Raw genomic sequence first — 21,838 nt, 5'->3', positions numbered from 1 at the left:
CATTATGGCACCTTTTATTTCTGATATTAACATTCTCTTTGTTGCCGGTTTTGGCCCCATTTCCTACGATAATGAGCAAAGCCAGCTTTTTTATAAAGATGCGCTTAATCTGCCGTTAAAACCAAAGGAAGGTAATAGTGATTACCTATCAACGTCTGAGGGTGACTTAAAAGGCGTTAAACATTTTGCACTGTGGCCTTTAGAGCAAGCGGCTATGTCCTGCTTTGGTGATAACAAATGGACTGACTCTTTACCTGTGCCACAATACTGGGTTGAATTTGAGGTTGAAGATATTAATATCGCCACTCAAACGCTAAAACAAAAAGGCTATCAACTGCTGGTTGATAATCGAGTTGAACCTTGGGGACAAACCGTCACACGGTTATTAAGCCCTGAAGGAACTTTAGTGGGATTAACTATTACGCCTTGGTTGCGAGATAACTAGGTTTCATTCTATTTCAATTATGTACGACAGAAAAAGTCTCTCAATAAAAGCACAAAAAAATCCCACAACTTATTAAAGTTATGGGATTTATTTTTTTATGCTGTTTTTAAACTACGTTTACCCGTAGATATCGTTAAAATTAACGACGGTCGCCTAAAATACGCAGTAACATTAAGAACAGGTTGATGAAATCTAAATAAAGCGTTAATGCCCCCATGATTGAGTAACGGCGCATATTTTCTTTATCTTCTTGATTAATTTCATTACCCATATCTTTTAATTTTTGAGTGTCGTAAGCAGTTAAACCTGCAAAAATTAACACACCTGCATAAGAGATAACCATGCTCATCATTGAGCTTTGCATAAAGATATTAACGATAGATGCAATAATGATACCGATAAGCCCCATAAACAGAAAGCTACCCATACCCGTTAAGCTACGCTTAGTGGTATAACCGTAAATACTTAATGCACCAAACATTGCCGCACAAATAAAGAAAGTGCTTGCAATTGAAGATGCAGTATAAAGCAGTAATACACTTGAGATAGTCACACCTGTTAGCACGGAATAGAGCATAAATAATGAGGTTGCCATTGCACCACTCATTTTATGAACCATACCTGATAACACGAAAACTAACCCTAATTGAGCAATGATCAGACCAAAAAAGACTATCTTGCTTGAGAAAATCATTGATAATAATGCTTCGCTTGATGCAACATAAAATGCAACAAACGCAGTTAATAACAGACCTACAGTCATCCAACCATAAACCTGAGCCATAAAGGTTTGTAGGCCAGAACCTGTGCGCTGTACGATTGAATCATTTGAACGTGAAAATCGATCCATGATGATTACCCTTTAATCATAGTGATAACGTTAGGTTTAACGATAACGTTTATTTCAGTAAAAAGTCCATTATGGACTCATTAGAATTTAATTTTATCACACTGATTTTACATTTCCATGAAATAAACTGTATGAAATGTCACCATAAAATAAATTTAGGTAAAGTAATGTAGTGTTTAATTGAGCGTGGTGATTTATTCCCAACGCTCAGCTGAATCATAATCACTTTGGCGTGCATCAACCCATCTATCATTATTTTCAGAAAGTCCTTCTTTTTTCCAAAATGGGGCGCGTGTTTTTAAGAAATCCATAATAAACTCCGCAGATTCAAACGCACTATTACGATGAGAACTGGTAACACCGACAAATACTATCTCTTCACCAATATGCAAAGTTCCAACGCGGTGAATAACACTTACACGCTGCAAAGGCCAGCGAGAGCGAGCTTCATTCACAATATCTGTCAGTGCTTTTTCAGTCATTCCCGGATAGTGTTCAAGCGTGAGCGTACTCACTTCATCACCGAGATTATGGTTACGAACTTTACCCGTAAACGTCACAACAGCACCATCGCTGTCACACTCTGAAAGCCATTGGTATTCATCACCAACGCTAAAATTTTCAGTTTGTACTGAAATACGAGTTGATGCGCTCATCTTATCCTCCTGTAACAGGTGGGAAAAAGGCGATTTCATCACCATCATTAATAACGTGAGAACCTTGAACAAAGGATTGGTTTACCGCAGAAAGCAACTTGCCATCTTCTAACGCGAGTGACCAACGTTCACCTTTAGTAATTAAGGCATTACGTAAATCATCAACTGTCGCATATTCGCAATCTAATTCGAGAGAATCAACCCCCACTAATTCACGGACTTGAGCAAAAAAGAGAACTTTAATCATGCTTCCACCTTAAAGTGACCTGATTTACCACCTGTTTTCTCTAATAAACGTACAGGCCCTATCACCATATCTTTTTGAACGGCTTTACACATATCATAAATCGTCAACGCAGCTACCGATGCCGCCGTTAATGCTTCCATCTCAACCCCTGTTTTACCCGTTAAACGGCAAACAGATTCAATGCGTACACGATTAGATTCAGTAAGTGCCTCTAAACGCACTTCGACTTTAGTTAATAACAGCGGGTGACATAATGGGATTAACTCCCATGTTCTTTTTGCTGCTTGAATACCTGCAATTCTGGCGGTCGCAAATACATCACCTTTATGATGTTTACCTTCGGTGATCATGCTTAATGTTTCTGCTGACATTTCAACAAAGGCTTCAGCACGCGCTTCTCGCACTGTTTCAGCTTTAGCGCTAACATCCACCATGTGAGCTTCACCGGCAGCATTAATATGAGTTAGTTGAGACATGCACAACTCCTGAAATTAACGAAATAACAGAGCGAAAAACTATCCACCAATCACAGATAAGTTCGGTGTAATACCGCTATCGCCTTGATGAAGAAAATGGGTTTCTCGTTTATGAAGAAGACCACCCTGAATACGCTGTTGTAATGCTTCTTGTTGACTATCATCAGCAAGTAAATCGCGTAGAGGAATACCATTTTCACCAAATAGGCAAAGATGAAGATTACCAATAGCGGAAACACGTAACCGGTTACAAGTTAAACAAAAGTCTTTTTCATAAGGCATGATAAGACCTATTTCACCTTGATAATCAGGATGGGTAAATACTTGGGCAGGCCCGTCACTACGAGCGCGAGGAATTTGTAACCAGCCTTCATTGAGTAATCGCTGGCGAATAACTTCACCAGACAAATGAAAGCGGTTGAATATATCACTACCGTCACCGGTTTCCATTAACTCGATAAAACGCAGTTGGATAGGTCGGTTTTTGATCCAATGAAGAAAATCAGGGAGATTTTTATCATTCACATTGCGCATCAGCACAACGTTGACTTTGACTTTTTCAAAACCCGCGGTAAATGCAGCATCAATACCTTCCATCACTTGGCTAAATTTATCTTGCCCTGTAATAGCATGGAATTGACGAGGATCGAGGCTATCAACACTTACATTTATTGCACTTAATCCTGCATCACGCCATTGAGCGACATCACGAGATAATCGATAACCGTTTGTTGTTACAGCAATTTTCTTGATAGCCGCATTATCTTTAATGGTTGCGATAATATCAGTGAAATCACGACGCATTGTAGGCTCACCACCTGTTAGGCGAATTTTTTCTGTTCCCAACGCGGCAAAAGATTGTGTCAGTCTGCTGATTTCATCTAACGAAAGAAATGATTTATGACCGTTAGGCTTATAACCATTAGGTAGGCAATAAGTACAACGAAAATTACACACGTCTGTAATTGAAAGACGTAAATAGAAAAATTTGCGGGAAAACGCATCAACGAGTTGTTGCATAGTAACACCTTTCCAAATCGGGAGATGCTGGCATTTCTACCTTGCACCCTGGTGACTTATTTCGTCACGGCCAGAACATCATATCTTGTAAACAGATGACTTAGACGTTAAGGCTAGGAGCTAATCTTTACCTGTTTTTCACAGGTTTCTAATAACAATATATTTATTGTGGATTCTACCTGCTAATTTTTCAAAAAGCGAATAATGTTTTCGCTATATAATTTATAATACAACGACTTACGACACTTTAGTCACTCTAATAACATAAGTAAAAACACTTTCATTGATTAAATATTAGGCTATTAAAAGTAAAATTAAACTAGGAATGTGATGAAATCACGTCGTGATCATAGGCTTAAAATTTAATTGTGATAAATTAGCGGCAAATTTTTAAAGATGAGTAGAACAAATATGCGAAATCGCACGCTAAGTGATTTAGATCGTGTTGTTGCCCTTGGTGGTGGTCATGGCCTTGGACGTGTGCTTTCAGCACTCTCCTACTTAGGCTCTCGTCTTACTGGTATTGTTACAACAACAGACAATGGCGGTTCTACTGGCCGTATTCGCCAAGAAGAAGGTGGCATTGCTTGGGGAGATATGCGCAATTGTATTAATCAGTTAATTACTGAGCCTTCTGTTGCTTCTGCAATGTTTGAATACCGTTTTTCGGGTACAGGCGAGCTGGCAGGTCATAATTTAGGTAATCTCATGCTTAAAGCACTTGATAACTTAAGTGTTCGACCGTTAGAAGCCATTAATCTTATCCGTGGATTATTAAGAGTGAATGCTCACCTTATTCCTATGTCTGAACAAGCCGTTGATCTTATGGCAATAGATGACCAAGGAAATGAGATTTATGGTGAGGTAAATGTTGATATTTTACCTAAGATCCCCCAAAAACTTGATCTCTACCCTAAAGTACCTACTACACGAGAAGCCATTGAAGCAATTGAACAAGCAGATTTGATCTTAATTGGCCCCGGTAGCTTTTTTACCAGTTTAATGCCTTTATTATTACTGCCAGAGCTTGCTCAAGCGTTACGCCGTAGCAGTGCAACAACAATTTATATTGGTAATTTAGGCAAAGAGCTAAGCCCTGCGGCTGCCAGTATGACGATGTCTGATAAAATCGCCATGATGGAGAATTATATTGGTTTACAAACAATAGATGCCGTGATCATTAGCCCTGAAACACAATATGAATCGATGAAAGGTCGATTAATTGTACAAGCTCAATTGGAAGCCAAAGATATTCCTTATCGTCACGACCGTCATCTATTAGGCAAAGCTATTGAGTTAACGTTGCAACAATTAGGGCAACGTAATGCATCACCTCAAGCTGTTAAATAGTATTTAATTACCTGCTTTCATAAAAAAACCGCATCTGCAATAAACAGCAAGTGCGGTTTTTTTGTCGATAAAAACACAATATCACTATTGGTTTTCAACGTGTTATTAGCTATTAAGCTGCTTTAATGTAATACGCTGGCTAATCGCTTCTTCAATTTCATCAAGTGTCATTGGTACATCGTTTTTCATCAAACCAAGACCCGCTACAGTACGAGAAAACGATATTAAATCTAGTGGCGGTAACTCCATGATCCAATTCTCTTGCGTTGCCAGTGTATCTTTTGCATTCAGAATATTTTGTATAACATCTGTAAAAGCTTGATGAGAAGATACCCAATCTTGATCGCCACTTGCCCAAAACCAACGAGTAGCAATAAAGTTTCTCCACATATCTTCCCAACCATCATAGATCCGACGCAACATTGATGCGCTCATTAATGACCATGTTTGGGCTTCTTGTTGAGTAATATAACCTTGCTGACAACCTTCTAAACAGAGCTTGTTAAAACGGCAGAGATCCCAAATAAGGTATTTCACATTTTGGATATTCATGCGATTTGTGCTCATCATATCGATTTGCCATAAACGCTCATTTTTATCGTGTTCAGTTAACTCAGAAAGTAAAATATCATTTTTTAATAACTGAACATCGTCTTCCTTACCATCCAAAATTTGGTCACGTAGCTGATAAAAATCATTAGTGTGACCTTGAGTGAGCAACCAAAATAGTTGATAAACTAAATCCCAACGGTCGTTAATTCCCCAACCTGCTGATAACCCACCATCATCTTTACCTTGACCATATTCGTTATATGCCCACTCATTCATTGCAGCATAAGGCGCTGCAACATATAAACCCCATTCACTGGGTAACAACTGACCTGACGTATTTTCTGCTTCAGATAAAATGGGCTCCTGCCCTGCTGTTGATGGTTTTTGCAACTCACTATCTTGTACAGCAAATTTTCGTAGCCATTTAAAAAGCATAATAAGAAGAATAACACCAAGAATTACCCCAGCAGAGCTGGGAAACCCTGCATAAACATAACCACTCATTCACTATCCTTAATGTCTTTTTTATCTTTGTAAATAATTGACGATTTGTTTGTTTTGGTATTTAAACAGCTGAACGTCATTAAGGGAATATCAAACAAGGCAAAAAATGGAAGATAGAAGGTAAAAAAGGGATAATCCCAGTAAAAATACGGATATCCCTTTATCAGTTTGCGAATTTAATTTATCTAATTAAGAGTTAGCAATAAATTGAGCACGTAACGCTTGTAACTTATCACGAGTACTCGCCGCTTTCTCAAATTCAAGATCTTTTGCATATTGATACATTTCGGCTTCTAAACGTTGGATCTCTTTTTCCAATTCAGCCGTTGATAACAACGGATAATTTTCATGAATATCTGTTGCTTTGTGCCCTTTCTTGTTACGTCCCTGAGAAGGCTGACCAATTTTAAGAATATCACCAACTTTCTTATTTAATCCTTTAGGCACAATGCCATGTTCAAGGTTAAACTGTTGCTGTTTCTCACGACGGCGCTCAGTTTCGCTTATCGCTCTCGCCATTGAGTCGGTAATTTTATCGCCATATAAAATCGCTTTGCCTTCAAGGTTACGAGCCGCACGACCAATTGTTTGAATCAATGAACGCTCTGAACGTAAAAAACCCTCTTTATCAGCATCTAAAATTGCCACCAAAGAGACCTCTGGCATATCCAAACCTTCTCGAAGTAGGTTGATACCCACTAATACATCAAATTCACCAAGGCGCAAATCACGAATAATTTCGACACGTTCAACCGTATCAATATCAGAGTGTAAATAGCGAACACGTTCACCATGCTCTTCAAGATATTCAGTTAAGTCTTCAGCCATTCTTTTTGTCAGTGTGGTAACCAGTACACGTTCATTTTTTACCGCACGAATACGAATTTCAGAGAGTAAATCATCAACTTGTGTCGCCACAGGTCGTACTTCAACAATGGGATCAAGTAAACCTGTTGGTCTTACAACTTGCTCAACAATTTCATCACCCGATTTTTCAAGTTCATATTTACCCGGTGTTGCTGAAACATAAATCGTTTGTGGTGCTAACGCCTCAAACTCTTCAAAACGTAATGGACGGTTATCAAGTGCAGAAGGCAAACGGAAGCCATATTCAACTAAGGTTTCTTTACGGGAACGGTCGCCTTTATACATTCCACCAATTTGAGGAATAGTAACGTGTGATTCATCAATCACTAATAAACCGTTAGCAGGAAGGTAATCAAATAAAGTTGGTGGTGGCTCACCGGGGCCTCTACCTGATAAATAGCGTGAATAGTTTTCGATACCAGAGCAATAACCCAACTCATTCATCATTTCGAGATCAAATTGAGTACGCTGTGTCACGCGTTGCTCTTCAACGAGCTTATCGTTAGCTAAAAGTACTTTACGTCTATCTGCGAGTTCTTTTTTGATTTCTTCCATCGCTTCAAGAATGCGTTCTCGTGGGGTGACATAGTGCGTTTTAGGATAAACAGTAAAACGAGGCACATTGTAGTGAATTTGCCCCGTTAAAGGATCAAACAGTGAGAGGCGTTCGACTTCTTCATCAAATAGCTCAACACGTAATGCATAATCATCAGATTCAGCAGGAAAAATATCAATCACTTCACCACGGACACGAAATGTACCCCGCTGAAAGGCTTGATCATTGCGAGTATATTGTAAATCAGCAAGGCGACGTAAAATAGCACGTTGGTCGATTATCATGCCGTTAGTCAGATGAAGCATCATTTTTAAATAGCTATCGGGATCACCTAAACCATAGATAGCAGAAACCGATGACACGACAATAACGTCTTTACGTTCTAGCAAGGCTTTAGTAGCAGATAGACGCATTTGCTCGATATGTTCGTTAACAGAAGCATCTTTTTCAATAAAGGTATCAGAGCTTGGAACATACGCTTCAGGCTGATAATAATCATAATAAGAAACAAAGTATTCCACTGCATTCTCAGGGAAAAATTCTTTCATCTCACTATAAAGCTGTGCTGCCAATGTTTTATTTGGTGCTAACACCATAGTCGGACGATTTAGATTGGCAATCACATTGGCAATCGTAAAGGTTTTACCTGAGCCTGTTACCCCTAAAAGAGTTTGATGAGCAAGACCATCATCTAATCCTTCACAAAGTGAGGCAATAGCGGCAGGTTGATCACCACCCGGTTTAAATTCAGAATGCAGTTTGAAATCTTTGCTCATATTTTCTTCTCCTCGCTGACACTCCTTATGATACTGGATAAAAATCCAGCTTCAATCTCTATCTCATAAAATTTGTCTGAATAATTAGCATAAGTTATCCCCAGTTTTGGAACTGGGATTTTTTCAAAAAGCAACCCCCTTCTTTATGAATTATTCAAAGAGACACGCCAACACCATTCGCTCTATTGATTTTATTTAATTAATTGATATATAAGAATTAAAAATAAAAGTTGAGAATAACACCAATCTTTAGCAATGCCTTGTATTCTCTCTATTCAGAGTATTTTTATAATGGTAATACACAAGGTTATCCACAGGAATAGTGGATAACTGCACAAAGTTGTTATCTCTCGGTAGGTTACGTCTTTTTTTCCACCTTAAAATATCCCTAAAAATTGATAAAATTTATTTTTTTTATTTTTTATTAGTACAAAAAATAGACTTTTATAATTTACTTAATAATGGTCTATCAACTTAGCTTTAAACAGGAAAGATCGAGATAAGGAGTAAAATTATGCTCTTTTACTTCATTTAAATAGGGTATTTTGCCTAAGAGTGGTGCTTTAATATGCTGTTTTAAGGTTGCCAGATATTCTTTCTGATATCGCCCCGCAGGTTCAACTTCATTTGCAACCCAACCTGCCAATGTTAAACCAGACTGAATAATTGCTTGTTGCGTTAATAACGCATGATTAATGCAACCCAATTTAACACCCACGGTCAAAATAACAGGTAGCTTTTCATTAATAACCCAATCAGAGAAAAATTGATTTTCTGACAGTGGTGTAAACCAACCACCAGCACCTTCGACTAAAACCCAATCAGCTTGCTGCTTTAAGTAAGACAAGCCTTCTGACATCACATCAAAATCAATAGGCTGACTCATTTCTTGGCTGACAATATGCGGCGATGTGGGTGTTTCAAAACAGTAAGGATTAACTCGGTGATAATCTAACTTTACCGTACTTGATTTTTGTAATGTAAGTGCATCTGAATTACGTAAACCTTCATTTAGCCACTCACTTCCTGATGCAACAGGCTTATAGCCCGCAGTTTGATACCCTTGATATGCCGCACATTGTAATAGAGCACTACTTACTACAGTTTTACCCACTTCTGTATCTGTGCCTGTTAAAAACCATGTTTTAGCCATGTGATATCTTTCCTATAACAATTTGATAAGTGAGTAAATATTTACCTGAATCTGTTTTCCATACATTTTCTAGTGCACGAAATTTCTGTCGTGTCATTAACCCTTTTTGGCGATCACCTTGCACAAAGTTGGCACCAACACCTTTCAAAGAAGCAAAGAGCGCATGTAATGAATCATATTGTTCTGTAACAGTTTCAGTAGAAAATTGGCAATGAAAACCAGCACAGGCTTTCTCAATATCGTGAAGCGATAAAAAAGGATTTACATGAGGGTGCCTATCAAGTGATTGCCAAGCATCTCTGACTTCTTGCAATGTCAACGTAGTCAGTGTTGAGAAATAAAGTGCGCCTTTTACACCAACTGTATTCATTAATGTTTTAATGGCGCCAGATAAATCATCGCACCATTGCATCGCTAAATTACTAAATACAATGTCCACACTTTGAGGTGCAATCGCACAATGCTCGATATCACTTTGTAAGTAACCATCAGCCCGCTGTTGTTGTTTTGCCACTTGTAGCATGGTATGTGACAGATCAAGCGCAATAACAAACTTACCTTGTTGCTTCCATTTTTGACTGAAATATCCAGTTCCACATCCTGCATCTAACACAATATTGCCATTATCATGACGAGCTAAATCCATTAATTTATTGCCGCTATAGCGCTGAATATTAGCGTGATTATCATAATGAATAGCAGCTTTACCAAATGTTTGAGCTATACGTTGTTTATCTGTTTTGACTGAAGAAAGCATGAAGCGTCTCGATTAACAGCTTAATATCTGAAAGATGGTGGCAAGTAGTTAACGTTATTCGTAAACGTGCACTTTGCGGAGGTACAGTTGGTGGAAAGATTGCCTTTACCCAAAGTCCTTTAGATTGCAGATAATCTGAAAGTGTTTGGCACAATTGTTCATCACCAATAATTAATGGCTGAATAGCCGTTTCTGAAGGTAATAATTTAACAGGAAGTGAAATGACACCTTGGCGAAAAGTATTAATGAGTTGTTGAAGATATTCCCGCTCATTATCTGCTTGTTTAATGACATTCAGAGCAAAATTTAAAGCGATAGCTTGTGCCGGCGGCATTGATGTACTGTAAATAAGATGGCGAGCATATTGTTCAAAAAACTCTGCTGTTGGCTTGTTACAAAGCACAGCAGCCCCGCTGACACCAAAAGCTTTACCGAAAGTTACGACCAATATTTCAGGTTTAATACCCGCTTTATCACAACTGCCTCTACCTTCTTTACCTAAAACACCAATACCATGCGCATCATCGACCATTAACCATGCATGATATTTTTGGCTTATTGTTGCTATTTCTCTTAATGGTGCTTGATCTCCATCCATGCTAAATACCCCTTCTGTTACCACAAGGGTTTTATTAGCAGACATTTTATTAAGTCGTTGAGATAAAGAATCTGGCGAATTATGCAAAAAGCGCCACAACGTGGCGGGTGATAATACAGCGGCTTCCATTAATGAAGCATGACAAAGTTTATCTGCAATAATGGCATCGTCTTTTTCAAGTAATGCCGAAATCACACCTTGATTAGCACTATAACCGGATGAAAATAACAGTGCATTATCGTAACCTAACCAATCTGCAAGATGCTGTTCTAATTGCGCATGGGCTTGAGTAAATCCAGTGATATGACCTGATCCACCACTTCCCACACCATATTCAGTTGCGCCTTGTTGCCATGCTTTAATTACGTCTGTATGTTGGCTAATACCTAAATAATCGTTGCCTGAAAAATTAAGGTACTTTTCGCCTGATATTGTGATCAAAAAACGGCCATCCGCTTGTTTGATCTCTTTACGTTTTCGCCATAATGGCGTATTTCTACGCGCATTAAGTTTTTCATCTAAATAGTTTTGCCAGCTCATTACAGTGCCGCGTTATAAAATTGTTCAGTGTCTTTATTGGCAACAGCTTTCATCAAAGCTTCTTCTTGCTGATTGTCACCCATAGATACCGCTAACCGTTCTGGGTTTAAACCTAACTTGCGAAATAACTGGTGATCTTTATCTTCAGTCGGATTGGTTGTCGTTAATAATTTACAACCGTAGAAAATTGAGTTAGCGCCGGCCATAAAGCAAAATGCTTGTGTCTGTTCACTCATTTGCTCACGACCCGCAGAAAGGCGCACATAAGAGCGCGGCATCATGATACGGGCAACGGCGATAGTACGAATAAAATCAAAAGGATCGACATCTTCATTATCTGCAAGTGGTGTCCCTTTTATTTTAGCAAGCATATTAATTGGCACACTTTCAGGTGGCTGTGGCAAATTGGCTAATTGCACTAACATTGCAGCGCGATCTTTAACTTCCTCGCCTAACCCTAAAATTCCCCCAGAACACACTTTAATACCCGCATTGCGTACTTTATCAAGCGTATCTAAGCGATCTTGATAGGTACGTGTTGTCACGATACTGCCGTAAAATTCAGGTGAGGTATCAAGGTTGTGGTTATAAAAATCCAGTCCTGCATCTGCTAATCGGTTAGCTTGTGAATCATCTAATTTGCCAAGTGTCATGCAAGTTTCCATACCCAGCGCTTTAACTTCTTTTACCATTTGTTCAAGGTAAGGCATATCTCGTTCATGCGGGTTTTTCCATGCCGCGCCCATACAAAAACGAGTTGAACCTGCTGCTTTTGCTTTTTTCGCAGATTCAATCACTTGCTGCACTTCCATTAAGCGCTCTTTTTCTAATCCCGTTTTATACCGCGCACTTTGGGCACAATATTTACAATCTTCAGGACAAGCTCCTGTTTTAATAGAAAGCAAAGTACTCACTTGGATTTGTGAAGGGTCAAAATGTTGACGATGAACTTGTTGTGCCTGAAAAACCAAATCTAAAAATGGCATATCAAACAGTGCTCTGGCTTCTTTTAGTGTCCAACGTTTTAGTGCGCTCACAATACAATCTCCTGTTTAAAAGTGATTGCCAGTTTAAATAATAGGGTTATCATGTCAACTAAAATTGATCACCATTGGTTTACATGATTAAGTGAAAAATATAATGACACCTGAAGATATCGCTTTCGATTTACGCCACATTTGGCATCCATACACTTCAATGAGTAATCCGTTACCTGCTTACCCTATCGTCAGTGCAAAAGGCGTTGAATTAGTCTTGGCTGATGGTAGAAAACTAATTGATGGAATGTCTTCATGGTGGGCAGCAATTCATGGATATAATCACCCTATACTCAATAATGCCGTTACAACACAGCTCAGCAATATGTCTCATGTGATGTTTGGTGGCATTACTCATCCACCAGCAGTATCACTTTGTCGAAAATTATTAGCGATAACACCAGAGCCTCTTGAATGCATATTTCTAGCAGATTCTGGCTCAGTTGCTGTTGAAGTCGCCCTGAAAATGGCTTTGCAATATTGGCAGGCTAAAGGTGAAAAACGCCAACGTATTGTGGCGTTAAAACAGGGCTATCATGGCGATACATTTGGTGCCATGTCAGTGTGTGATCCAGATAACTCCATGCACAGTCTTTACAAAGGTTATTTGCCTAATCATCTCTTTGTGGATGCGCCCAAAACAGGTTTTTATGAAGAATGGGATCCAACTGATATCCACTCATTACGCTCAACGCTAGAGCAACATCATCAAGCAATTGCTGCTGTTATGCTTGAACCAATTGTTCAAGGTGCTGGTGGAATGCGAATTTATCATCCCGAATATTTAAAACAGGCGAGAGCGTTATGTGATGAGTTTGATGTGTTATTAATTGCCGATGAAATTGCCACTGGATTTGGTCGAACAGGTAAGCTGTTTGCCTGTGAACATGCTGAAATATCGCCAGATATTATGTGCGTGGGCAAAGCATTAACAGGTGGATATATGACGTTATCGGCAACCTTAACCACGCGCCATATTGCAGAAACTATCAGTCAAGGCGATGCAGGATGCTTTATGCATGGCCCTACTTATATGGGAAATCCTTTAGCTTGTGCTGTTGCTGATGCCAGTTTATCTCTACTAGCAAAAGGCGATTGGGTAAACCAAGTTGCAGAAATTGAAAAACAACTAAAATGTGAGCTATTACCGTTAAAACAGGCTAAAAGTGTTAAAGATGTGCGTGTTTTAGGTGCGATTGGTGTGGTCGAAATGAACGAGCCCGTCAATATGGCAAAATTACAAAAAATCTTTGTTGATGAAGGGGTTTGGATCAGACCTTTTGGCAAGCTGATTTATATTATGCCACCATTTATTATGCCACCAGAAAACCTCACTAAACTCACTCAAGCTATTGAGAAAGTGGTTAATCTCTCATAAAGCTTTCATAAAAAATAAAACCTCTAGCAAGGTAATATTTTGCTAGAGGTTTACAGTAATCTTTACTTCGTCACAACGGTAACCCACATAGCACCTTTACCTACTGGGTAACATGCTAATTCAGTTAATGCGCCAGTGTGTTTATCAATACGAGAAACAGACGCAAAATCTGATTTTTGACCACAAGAAATTAAATAATTTCCTGTGTTATCAAGATTAAAGCCACGAGGCTGTGTTTGTGTTGGGTAATACCCCACTGGTTGCAGATAGTCGCCCGCTTCTGAAATTGCCATCGCACAAATGAAATTTTCAGAGCGTTCACTTGCATAAAGAAAACGTCCATCTGGTGTAATATGAATATCTGACGCCCAACGGGTACTGTTAAATGTTTCAGGGACGATATCGATAGTTTGCATTAAACGATATAAATCACCCATGCGACGATATACATTGATTGTCGCATCCAATTCATTAAGGCAATAAAACGCATCACCATTAGGATGAAATGCCATATGACGAGGGCCTGCATTTTGTGCTGTTGTCAGCTCTTCGGCACCCGCTTCTACTAAGCGACCGTCTTCTGATAAATCAAATAAACGAATATGATCTTCACCTAAGCAAGGCACAATCAGTTGTTTATTATTCCAATCGATATTAGATGAATGAGGCTTATTTAAGCCTTCAATAATTTGAATAGGTGATTGAGGGATCCCTTTCTCATTAATAGGCAAAACAGCTAAATTACCTTGATGATAAGAAGGAACAAATAAAAAGCGCCCTGTTTTATCTAAGCATAAATGAACTGGCGTACTTGGAATTGACGTTATCGCCTTTTGTTCTAACTGACCATTAGAAGCTATCGCAAATGTCACCACACTAAAATGAGGACGAATACCCACATAAAGGTATTTTCCATCAGCACTTGCAATCATTGGTTGCACTTGCCCTGCAACCTCAACAACCTGCAATAAATCCATTTCACCTTCGGTGTTTAACGCATAAACATGAATTTGCTGACTCTCTGGACTTGCTATGTAGACTACCTGTTTCATCCCTTCTCCTTAAAACCCATTACCCATTGATTTATAAAGAATAATAGAACAACTAACGTTTGATTGTAACGATTAAGCTAGTTTATCTTTTATTGGTTAACGTGTAACATCAACAACATTGCATCTTAATACTATCAAGGGGCTTATTTATGTCATATCGCGTTATTGCTTTGGATCTTGATGGCACACTGCTTGATGACCAAAAACGTATCCTGCCAGAATCTTTAGAAGCACTCAATCTTGCAAGAAAAGCAGGTGTTAAAGTTTTAATTGTAACAGGTCGTCATCATGTTGCTATTCATCCATTCTATCAAGCGCTAAACCTTGATACGCCCGCGATTTGCTGTAATGGTACTTACCTTTATGATTATATTGGTAAAAAAGTATTAGAGTCTGATCCACTAACTACGCAAGAAACCAGAGCAGTATTAGATCTCGTTAAACAAACAGATGTACACCATTTAGTTTATGCTGATGATGCAATGATGTATGACCAACTCACCGCAGCAGTACAACGCACACTTAATTGGGCAGATACCCTCCCCATCACACAGCGCCCTAATCTCGTTAAAGTCGATGATTTTTATAAAGCTATGCATGATGTTAATGCCATTTGGAAAATTGCCACTACAACGCCTGATCACGATGAATTGCGTGCTTTAGTTGAAAAAATTGAGCAACAAGTCGGTTTAGAGTGTGAATGGTCTTGGGTTGATCAAGTTGATATCGCTAAAAAAGGCAACAGCAAAGGCCGTCGTTTACAACGTTGGGTTGAAGCGAATGGTATGAATATGAGTGATGTTATTGCTTTTGGTGATAATTTTAATGATCTTAGCATGTTAGAACATGTTGGTTTAGGTGTTGCAATGGGTAATGCCTCAGATGAAGTCAAAGCGCGTGCTAAAATGGTTACTAAAGTGAATTCACAACCAGGTATTGCTGAGACTATTCATAAATATATTCTGTCTTGATCAAGTACTCTCTTTAAAAGACAAAAACCTCATCTAAGATGAGGTTTTATATCAACAAGAACAACTAATAAATCAAAGATGGCGACTTAGCGAAATACTCTTTATTTGCGCATAAAGCCATTGCCCTTCTTGAATATTCAATTCATCTTTTGCCCAAGGCGTGATCCTAGCCCATAAATAATTGCCATCATTGACAAGTTTCACATCAACTTGGCCATCATTTTTAATGGTTTCAACCACTTTCATATGCAAAATATTACGAATACTACTATTGGATGGACGAGTTGTTGTTAATGACACATCAGAAGCATCAATACGTACACGCACATCACGGCCGATTTTCGCCTCTATTTGAGGCAACCACAGCACTTGATTACCAAAAGCCGTTGCCGTCATATCGTAATGGCTATGGTGTTCCACCACCATCACATTTGCGATACTGCTTAACGTCTCTTTTTGTAGCCAAGGACGTAATGCACTACTTGCCCACACATCTTCGAGTTTACCTGTTGCCTTAATTTTTCCTGCATCCATCACAATGACGTTATCTGCAAGTCGAATAATTTCATCAAGGCTATGGCTCACGTACAAAATAGGAATTTGTACATCTTGTGAGAGCTTTTCTAAATACGGCAGTAACTCACGTTTACGAGGTAAATCAAGCGATGCTAAAGGCTCATCCATTAGCATAATATCTGGTGCGGTTAACAACGCTCGCCCTATGGCTACACGCTGTTTCTCACCACCTGATAGCGTTATCGGAAAACGTGAGAGTAAATGTTCGATACCTAATAAATGAATAATACGATCAAACTGTACTTTCATTGTTGGAGACATGCCGTAGAGCAGATTCCCCTTTACTGTGTAATGAGGAAACAGCCGCGCATCTTGGAATACATAACCTACTTTACGTTTTTCAGGTGGCAGATAAATTTTCTTTTCAGTATCAACCAATGTGTGATTATTTAATACAATTCGCCCTGAATCAGGTTTGGTTAAACCACCAATCACATTAATCAGTGAAGTTTTACCCGCACCAGATAAACCAAAGACCGCAGTAATACTCTCTGTTGGCAGTTCAGTATTTACTTCCAGACGCAGTGACCCTAGCGTCTGTTTAAAATTCATCTCTAGCATACGCCCCCCAATCTTTTACGGCCCCAACGAGTTAGCCACTCTGAAGCCATTAAAGAGACGAGCGCCAAAATAATTGCAATAACACATAAACGGGCGGCATCCATTTCCGCTCCCGGTGTTTCAATCAAGGTATACATTGCCAGAGGAATGGTTCTTGTTTCCCCCGGAATATTGGAGACGAAAGTGATTGTTGCGCCAAATTCTCCCAATGAGCGCGCAAATGCCAACACAATTCCTGCGATGATCCCTGGCATAGACAAAGGTAATGTTATGGTAAAAAAGACTCGTATCGGTGATGCCCCTAAGGTTCTCGCCGCTTGTTCCATACGCTGATCGACAGCCTCTAATGCTAATCGGATAGCCCTTACCATCAGTGGAAATGCAACCACAGCGGATGCAAGAGCTGCACCTCGCCAACTAAAGGTAAAGCTAAAACCAAACCAGTCATACAACCATTCACCAATAAATCCACGTCTCCCCATACTGATCAGTAAAAGATAACCGACCACAACGGGTGGCAGAACTAAAGGTAAATGAATAATGCTATCAAGCAATGATTTACCAGGAAAACGTACCCTAACTAAAAGCCAAGCCATAAAAATACCAAAAGGTAGACTGATTATAACTGCGACAGTCGATACCTTAAGGCTTAGTATGATGGCTTGCCATTCGTATTCACTTAACATCTCCAAAAGTATAATTCCTACAGTGGGCTAAAGCCGTATTTCTTAAAGATTTCTGCGGCTTGAGGTGTTTTCAGATAGTCATAAAAATCACGAACTGCTTTATTGTCCTGACCTTTTACAACTGCCATTGGATACTCAACAGGTTTGTGGCTATCAGCTGGGAATACGCCGACCACTTTCACTTTATCACTCGCAACCGCATCAGAACCGTATACGATACCTAATGGTGCTTCATCACGTTCAACTAGCGCCATACCGCTACGTACGTTATTAGTACGTGCCATATCTGGGCTTACTGTATCCCATGCACCTAAATATTCTAATGATTCTTTTGCATAGATACCAACAGGCACATGATCTGGATCGCCAACAGCTAATTTTCCGCCATTAAGTAAGGATTTCCATTTGGTTTCCTTATTAATAACAACGTCATTTAATTTACTATCTTTAGGGGCAATGAGTACTAAATCATTACCTAATAGTGTATGACGTGAATCTGCAACCATTAAATTTTTATCGATTGCATAGTCCATCCACTGCTGATCTGCTGAAATAAACAGATTTGCAGGTGCGCCTTGTTCAATTTGGCGAGCCAGCGTTGAAGAAGATGCATAAGATGCAACAACCTCACCTTGTTTTTCTTGCTTATATTGTGCCGAAATTTCATTGAGAGCATTGGTAAGAGAAGCGGCCGCAAATACCGTTACTTTTTCCGATGCAAAACTTTGGCTTACCAAAGCAAAAGAGATAACTGCACCAGCAAGTAACTTACCTGATAATTTTTTCATGTTCTAATTCCACTTAAATTAAAGGATGACACGCTGTATATACCAAGATACAGCGTAAAATGAAAGGATTAGATGTGAGAAACAGGTTATATATCAATAAATACAACCATTAAAAAGAAACAGAAATTGGAGATAGAGTAGAAATAGAAATAGAAATAGAAATAGAAAAATTTACATACTCTAAATAATTCAAGGTACAGCTAGGCGACAAGTGAATGAGTCGCTAGGAGCATACACAAGTATGTGACTAGTGCGAATGAATGCAGTCAACAACGCTGTGGCTTGAAGTATGACGAGTATATATATTCTAAATAATTCAAGGTACAGCTAGGCGACAAGTGAATGAGTCGCTAGGAGCATACATAAGTATGTGACTAGTGTGAATGAACGCAGTCAACAACGCCGTGGCTTGAAATATGACGAGTATGGCGAACAAAAAAATAGCCCTCTAGATAAAGGGCTATTCTAAATCAGGGAGGGAGACTTTATGATTTTCTGTCTGCTTTTGGCTGACTTGGTGAAATCAGGTTAAACACTTCACCTAAACCATAAATGATGCCCATAATGAGTACCATTACAACAGGTACCATCAAGAGAGCAAACCCTAAACTTTTCAATAATTCAAGCATGATAACCTCTTTATCATGGTATATTCGGAAAGCCAGAGTTGGCATTTCTTCACGAATAACGAATAATAACGCTATAGTTGTATATATTCTAGAGAATTATCGCTTTGTGTCGGCACAAAAAATGCGATAAACACACAAAAAAAGAAGAAGCCTATCATTATGCAAGCAGAAATATTATTAACCCTTAAACTTCAAGATAAGCTCTTTGCCGATCCTCGTCGCGTTGCATTGTTAAAACAGATCAAAGCGACAGGTTCAATTAGCCAAGGGGCAAAAATGGCGGGCATTAGTTATAAAAGTGCTTGGGATGCCATCAATGAAATGAATCAACTCGCAGACGAACTTCTTGTTGATAGAGCAACAGGGGGTAAAGGCGGTGGTGGTGCAACACTGACACATTATTGTGAGCGTTTACTTCAACTTTACGATCTGCTAGGTCAAATTCAGCAAAAAGCCTTTGATGTATTGAAAGACGACTCACTTCCTCTTGATAGCCTGTTAGCAGCTATTTCTCGTTTCTCATTACAAACCAGTGCAAGAAACCAATTTTTCGGTACTATTATTGAGCGTGATAACCTGCAAGTTCAACAACATGTCAATGTGCAACTTGCAGATAGAAAAACGACTATTCGGGCGGCCTTAACAGAAAAAAGTGCAGATCGCCTAGGGCTTAAAAAAGGTAAAGAAGTACTGATCTTAATTAAAGCGCCATGGGTCAATATTGAAAAAGGCTCATCCTTAGCGCAACAATATGATAATGCCCTTTCAGGCACTTTAACCCAGATTGAAACGGGCAGTGAAAACAGCGAATTAGTGGTGACATTAGAAGGTGGACAAGAAGTGTGTGCCACCTGTTCTAATCAGCATGTTAAAGAGCAAAAATTGCATATTAATGACAGCGTAACGGCTTTATTTAATGCCGATCAGGTGATTGTCGCCACGCTGTGTTAATTATTAGCATGGTTGCTTTTCAATAAAAAATAAAACCATCACTTAGTGAGTATTTTAGTAAAAATATTAAGTGATGGTTTCTAATCTAGAATAATAATTTCATTAAAATGTAACTATTATAATTCACATTAAATCAAATCTGGTCTGATAGTGTTCTTGTTAACGTATTACGTTAACATTTTCCAGCTTGACTAAACTTTCAGGTTTATCACCCAATTGCTGAGTAACTGGAACAAAAACATTAAGGTCTTGTAACCAAGCTAGTTTGTTACTGATTTTCTGTTGTCCTTCATGAATTTCGTAGCACTGAACTAATAGATATATCCCGCTAAACTCAGATGCTATTCTGTGTGCATCTCCTTCACTCACCACATTACAACGTACTGATGAAGCCATTACTTTTTTGTCAGAATCAATGCTTTCCCATTGTGCTTGATATTGTTGACCAACTACTAATGGGAATCTCAGATCTGTCTGCAATTTACTGAGTCGTGAAGTATCACGACTGATGGACATAACAAATTTTAATTGTAACTGATTAGCCAGCATTAAACGTTGTACAGTCCAGATACCATAATCTTCTAGCTTGCGTATATAACCATCCGATTGCGCATCTAGCTGTACATTGATCTTGCCGTATTCGCTTACTATGGTATAGCGGATCTGCTTAAAGCGAGGAAGTGCCCATGGTTTTACCAATGATTGCGTTTGATTGTTAATTGCCATAGAAAGTGGAAATTTATTAAACCACTGGGGATTATTATTACTTAAATCAGGCATTGTTGGCCCCATCAATGTTGATACAGGCTTGTTAGTAGCTGGTACAAAGTGACCTTCGGCTTTGAATATTTTTTCTTCTGGTAATAGGCATAATTGATCGAACAGTTGTCTCATTTGAGAACCTATTTTGAAGCTATCTTTACGACGAATAATATCAGCAGTAATCAGTGAATCTGTAACGCGCCCCTCACTATCTAGGTTTATTGCGGCAACAGCATCGCCTTGATGAGTTTTACAATTATATAAATAGTGCTCAATCTTTAACTCAAGAGGTGCGTCATAAGGTGGCTCCCAGATAATTTCTGCAAAGTCATATCCTATACGCACTGATAAGATGTCACCAATATGCTGAATACTATTAGTATCAACAAGATTAGTCATACCGCCAATAGACGTATCAGATAATCTTTCCCATCGCGATTCTTTTATTGGAAATTGACAAGCCATACGGATATCTTCTGTTGTCATCAGCTTATTGTTTTGAGCTGGTGCATAACGAAGATAATTATTACCATAATAGCGAGCTTTGGTTAGCCCTTCTTCATTCAATATATCCTTATATAGAAGCTGAGCCTTGTTCTGCTTACAATCAACGAAATGCCAATGCTGAACTGTTTTTCCATTATTATCTGTTAATGACACCATGTAATTCACGCGGTCATCGATTCTAGTTACAGATAATGGATTAATTTCACTATTTTCCAATACAGGCTTATCCATTGCATAAGTGAAAGAAAATAAAAAACAAAGAAGAAATAAAAATAAGTTAATTAAAAAACGCAGTCTGTACATATACCTACCTTCATTAATTGATTCTTTTTATAGATAATATGGTAGAAAAGCACTATATATTACTAATACAAATTAATTTTATTTATTAGCAAATCAGTTAGTAGCTAAATAATAAATTTAAGTTTCACGACTAATAAAATACGTAAAAACTTCTTTTATTGAAACACCTAAAACCTCGTCACTACAATTAATTTTTAATTTAAAAATTGTATTATTAGGTATGTTTTTATCAATTTAATGATTCAATCGTAAATAAACATTTATAGTTTTAAACTCCATATCAAAACTAA

Annotated in this window: 22 protein-coding genes and 1 riboswitch; of the genes, 5 read left to right on the top strand and 17 right to left on the bottom strand. The window is 38.6% G+C overall.

Features of this window, described 5'->3' with window-relative positions:
* Positions 1–4 precede the first annotated feature (4 nt).
* Positions 5–445, top strand: a complete 441-nt coding sequence (locus tag CBE70_RS11770) for a VOC family protein (protein ID WP_100159484.1) — start codon at positions 5–7, stop codon at positions 443–445.
* 139 nt (positions 446–584) lie between these two features.
* Here the strand turns inward: CBE70_RS11770 and CBE70_RS11765 are convergent, their stop codons facing one another.
* From CBE70_RS11765 to moaA, 5 genes are all read right to left on the bottom strand, one after another.
* Positions 585–1,295: a Bax inhibitor-1/YccA family protein gene (locus CBE70_RS11765; RefSeq protein ID WP_072070555.1), complete on the bottom strand. Its 711-nt coding sequence runs from the start codon at positions 1,293–1,295 to the stop codon at positions 585–587.
* 194 nt (positions 1,296–1,489) lie between these two features.
* Entirely contained in the window at positions 1,490–1,951 is a 462-nt protein-coding gene (gene moaE / locus CBE70_RS11760) for a molybdopterin synthase catalytic subunit MoaE (protein WP_098943826.1), read from the bottom strand.
* A gap of 1 nt (position 1,952) precedes the next feature.
* A complete protein-coding gene (gene moaD / locus CBE70_RS11755; RefSeq protein ID WP_100159483.1) occupies positions 1,953–2,198 on the bottom strand; it encodes a molybdopterin synthase sulfur carrier subunit in 246 nt (81 codons plus the stop codon).
* The gene (gene moaC / locus CBE70_RS11750) at positions 2,195–2,674 is read right to left on the bottom strand and encodes a cyclic pyranopterin monophosphate synthase MoaC (RefSeq protein ID WP_072062889.1); all 480 of its coding nucleotides are present in this window, start codon (positions 2,672–2,674) and stop codon (positions 2,195–2,197) included. The genes moaD and moaC overlap by 4 nt, the downstream gene beginning before the upstream one ends.
* 39 nt (positions 2,675–2,713) lie before the next feature.
* Positions 2,714–3,694 (bottom strand): GTP 3',8-cyclase MoaA, encoded by a 981-nt coding sequence (gene moaA, locus CBE70_RS11745; protein WP_100159482.1) that lies wholly within the window; start codon positions 3,692–3,694, stop codon positions 2,714–2,716.
* A riboswitch (molybdenum cofactor riboswitch) is annotated at positions 3,684–3,826 on the bottom strand. Its footprint overlaps the gene before it by 11 nt.
* Positions 3,827–4,105: 279 nt before the next feature.
* On the opposite strand from moaA, the gene yvcK reads away from it, so the two are divergent.
* On the top strand, positions 4,106–5,044 hold the full coding sequence (yvcK, locus tag CBE70_RS11740) for a uridine diphosphate-N-acetylglucosamine-binding protein YvcK (protein ID WP_100159481.1): 939 nt from the start codon (positions 4,106–4,108) through the stop codon (positions 5,042–5,044).
* A gap of 105 nt (positions 5,045–5,149) precedes the next feature.
* Here the strand turns inward: yvcK and CBE70_RS11735 are convergent, their stop codons facing one another.
* From CBE70_RS11735 to bioB, 6 genes are all read right to left on the bottom strand, one after another.
* Positions 5,150–6,100, bottom strand: a complete 951-nt coding sequence (locus CBE70_RS11735; protein WP_100159480.1) for a DUF1266 domain-containing protein — start codon at positions 6,098–6,100, stop codon at positions 5,150–5,152.
* A gap of 189 nt (positions 6,101–6,289) precedes the next feature.
* Positions 6,290–8,299, bottom strand: coding sequence for an excinuclease ABC subunit UvrB (uvrB, locus tag CBE70_RS11730; RefSeq protein WP_100159479.1), 2,010 nt, complete (start codon positions 8,297–8,299; stop codon positions 6,290–6,292).
* 469 nt (positions 8,300–8,768) lie between these two features.
* Positions 8,769–9,452, bottom strand: a complete 684-nt coding sequence (bioD, locus tag CBE70_RS11725) for a dethiobiotin synthase (protein ID WP_100159478.1) — start codon at positions 9,450–9,452, stop codon at positions 8,769–8,771.
* Positions 9,445–10,209: a malonyl-ACP O-methyltransferase BioC gene (gene bioC / locus CBE70_RS11720; RefSeq protein WP_100159477.1), complete on the bottom strand. Its 765-nt coding sequence runs from the start codon at positions 10,207–10,209 to the stop codon at positions 9,445–9,447. The genes bioD and bioC overlap by 8 nt, the downstream gene beginning before the upstream one ends.
* On the bottom strand, positions 10,184–11,347 hold the full coding sequence (gene bioF, locus CBE70_RS11715; protein WP_100159476.1) for an 8-amino-7-oxononanoate synthase: 1,164 nt from the start codon (positions 11,345–11,347) through the stop codon (positions 10,184–10,186). Before bioF ends, bioC begins: the two co-directional genes overlap by 26 nt.
* Positions 11,347–12,384, bottom strand: a complete 1,038-nt coding sequence (bioB, locus tag CBE70_RS11710) for a biotin synthase BioB (protein WP_100159475.1) — start codon at positions 12,382–12,384, stop codon at positions 11,347–11,349. Before bioB ends, bioF begins: the two co-directional genes overlap by 1 nt.
* Positions 12,385–12,487: 103 nt before the next feature.
* Here bioB and bioA point away from each other — a divergent pair, with 103 nt between their 5' ends.
* Positions 12,488–13,762: an adenosylmethionine--8-amino-7-oxononanoate transaminase gene (gene bioA, locus CBE70_RS11705; RefSeq protein ID WP_100159474.1), complete on the top strand. Its 1,275-nt coding sequence runs from the start codon at positions 12,488–12,490 to the stop codon at positions 13,760–13,762.
* Between the two features lie 62 nt (positions 13,763–13,824).
* Here the strand turns inward: bioA and pgl are convergent, their stop codons facing one another.
* The gene (gene pgl, locus CBE70_RS11700) at positions 13,825–14,814 is read right to left on the bottom strand and encodes a 6-phosphogluconolactonase (protein WP_100159473.1); all 990 of its coding nucleotides are present in this window, start codon (positions 14,812–14,814) and stop codon (positions 13,825–13,827) included.
* 149 nt (positions 14,815–14,963) lie between these two features.
* Here pgl and CBE70_RS11695 point away from each other — a divergent pair, with 149 nt between their 5' ends.
* Positions 14,964–15,785 carry a pyridoxal phosphatase gene (locus CBE70_RS11695; RefSeq protein WP_100159472.1) on the top strand — a complete coding sequence of 274 codons (822 nt, stop codon included), beginning with the start codon at positions 14,964–14,966 and terminating at the stop codon, positions 15,783–15,785.
* A 72-nt stretch (positions 15,786–15,857) separates the two neighbouring features.
* On the opposite strand, the gene modC is transcribed toward CBE70_RS11695, so the two are convergent.
* From modC to CBE70_RS11675, 4 genes are all read right to left on the bottom strand, one after another.
* The gene (gene modC / locus CBE70_RS11690) at positions 15,858–16,922 is read right to left on the bottom strand and encodes a molybdenum ABC transporter ATP-binding protein ModC (RefSeq protein ID WP_100159471.1); all 1,065 of its coding nucleotides are present in this window, start codon (positions 16,920–16,922) and stop codon (positions 15,858–15,860) included.
* Positions 16,916–17,608: a molybdate ABC transporter permease subunit gene (gene modB / locus CBE70_RS11685; RefSeq protein WP_036938363.1), complete on the bottom strand. Its 693-nt coding sequence runs from the start codon at positions 17,606–17,608 to the stop codon at positions 16,916–16,918. The genes modC and modB overlap by 7 nt, the downstream gene beginning before the upstream one ends.
* A 17-nt stretch (positions 17,609–17,625) precedes the next feature.
* Positions 17,626–18,396 (bottom strand): molybdate ABC transporter substrate-binding protein, encoded by a 771-nt coding sequence (gene modA / locus CBE70_RS11680; RefSeq protein ID WP_100159470.1) that lies wholly within the window; start codon positions 18,394–18,396, stop codon positions 17,626–17,628.
* A 485-nt stretch (positions 18,397–18,881) separates the two neighbouring features.
* Complete coding sequence (locus CBE70_RS11675; protein ID WP_100159469.1) at positions 18,882–19,025, bottom strand: AcrZ family multidrug efflux pump-associated protein; 144 nt, start codon at positions 19,023–19,025, stop codon at positions 18,882–18,884.
* A gap of 159 nt (positions 19,026–19,184) precedes the next feature.
* Here CBE70_RS11675 and modE point away from each other — a divergent pair, with 159 nt between their 5' ends.
* Entirely contained in the window at positions 19,185–19,976 is a 792-nt protein-coding gene (gene modE / locus CBE70_RS11670) for a molybdenum-dependent transcriptional regulator (protein ID WP_100159468.1), read from the top strand.
* Positions 19,977–20,135: 159 nt separating this feature from the next.
* Here the strand turns inward: modE and CBE70_RS11665 are convergent, their stop codons facing one another.
* Complete coding sequence (locus tag CBE70_RS11665; RefSeq protein ID WP_100159467.1) at positions 20,136–21,548, bottom strand: hypothetical protein; 1,413 nt, start codon at positions 21,546–21,548, stop codon at positions 20,136–20,138.
* Positions 21,549–21,838 lie beyond the last annotated feature (290 nt).

The organism is Proteus columbae, assembly GCF_002777965.1.
GTDB classification, from domain to species: Bacteria; Pseudomonadota; Gammaproteobacteria; order Enterobacterales; family Enterobacteriaceae; genus Proteus; species Proteus columbae.
The sequence above is the reverse complement of the archived record's forward strand: the minus strand, read 5'-3'. Positions and strand labels throughout refer to the sequence as shown.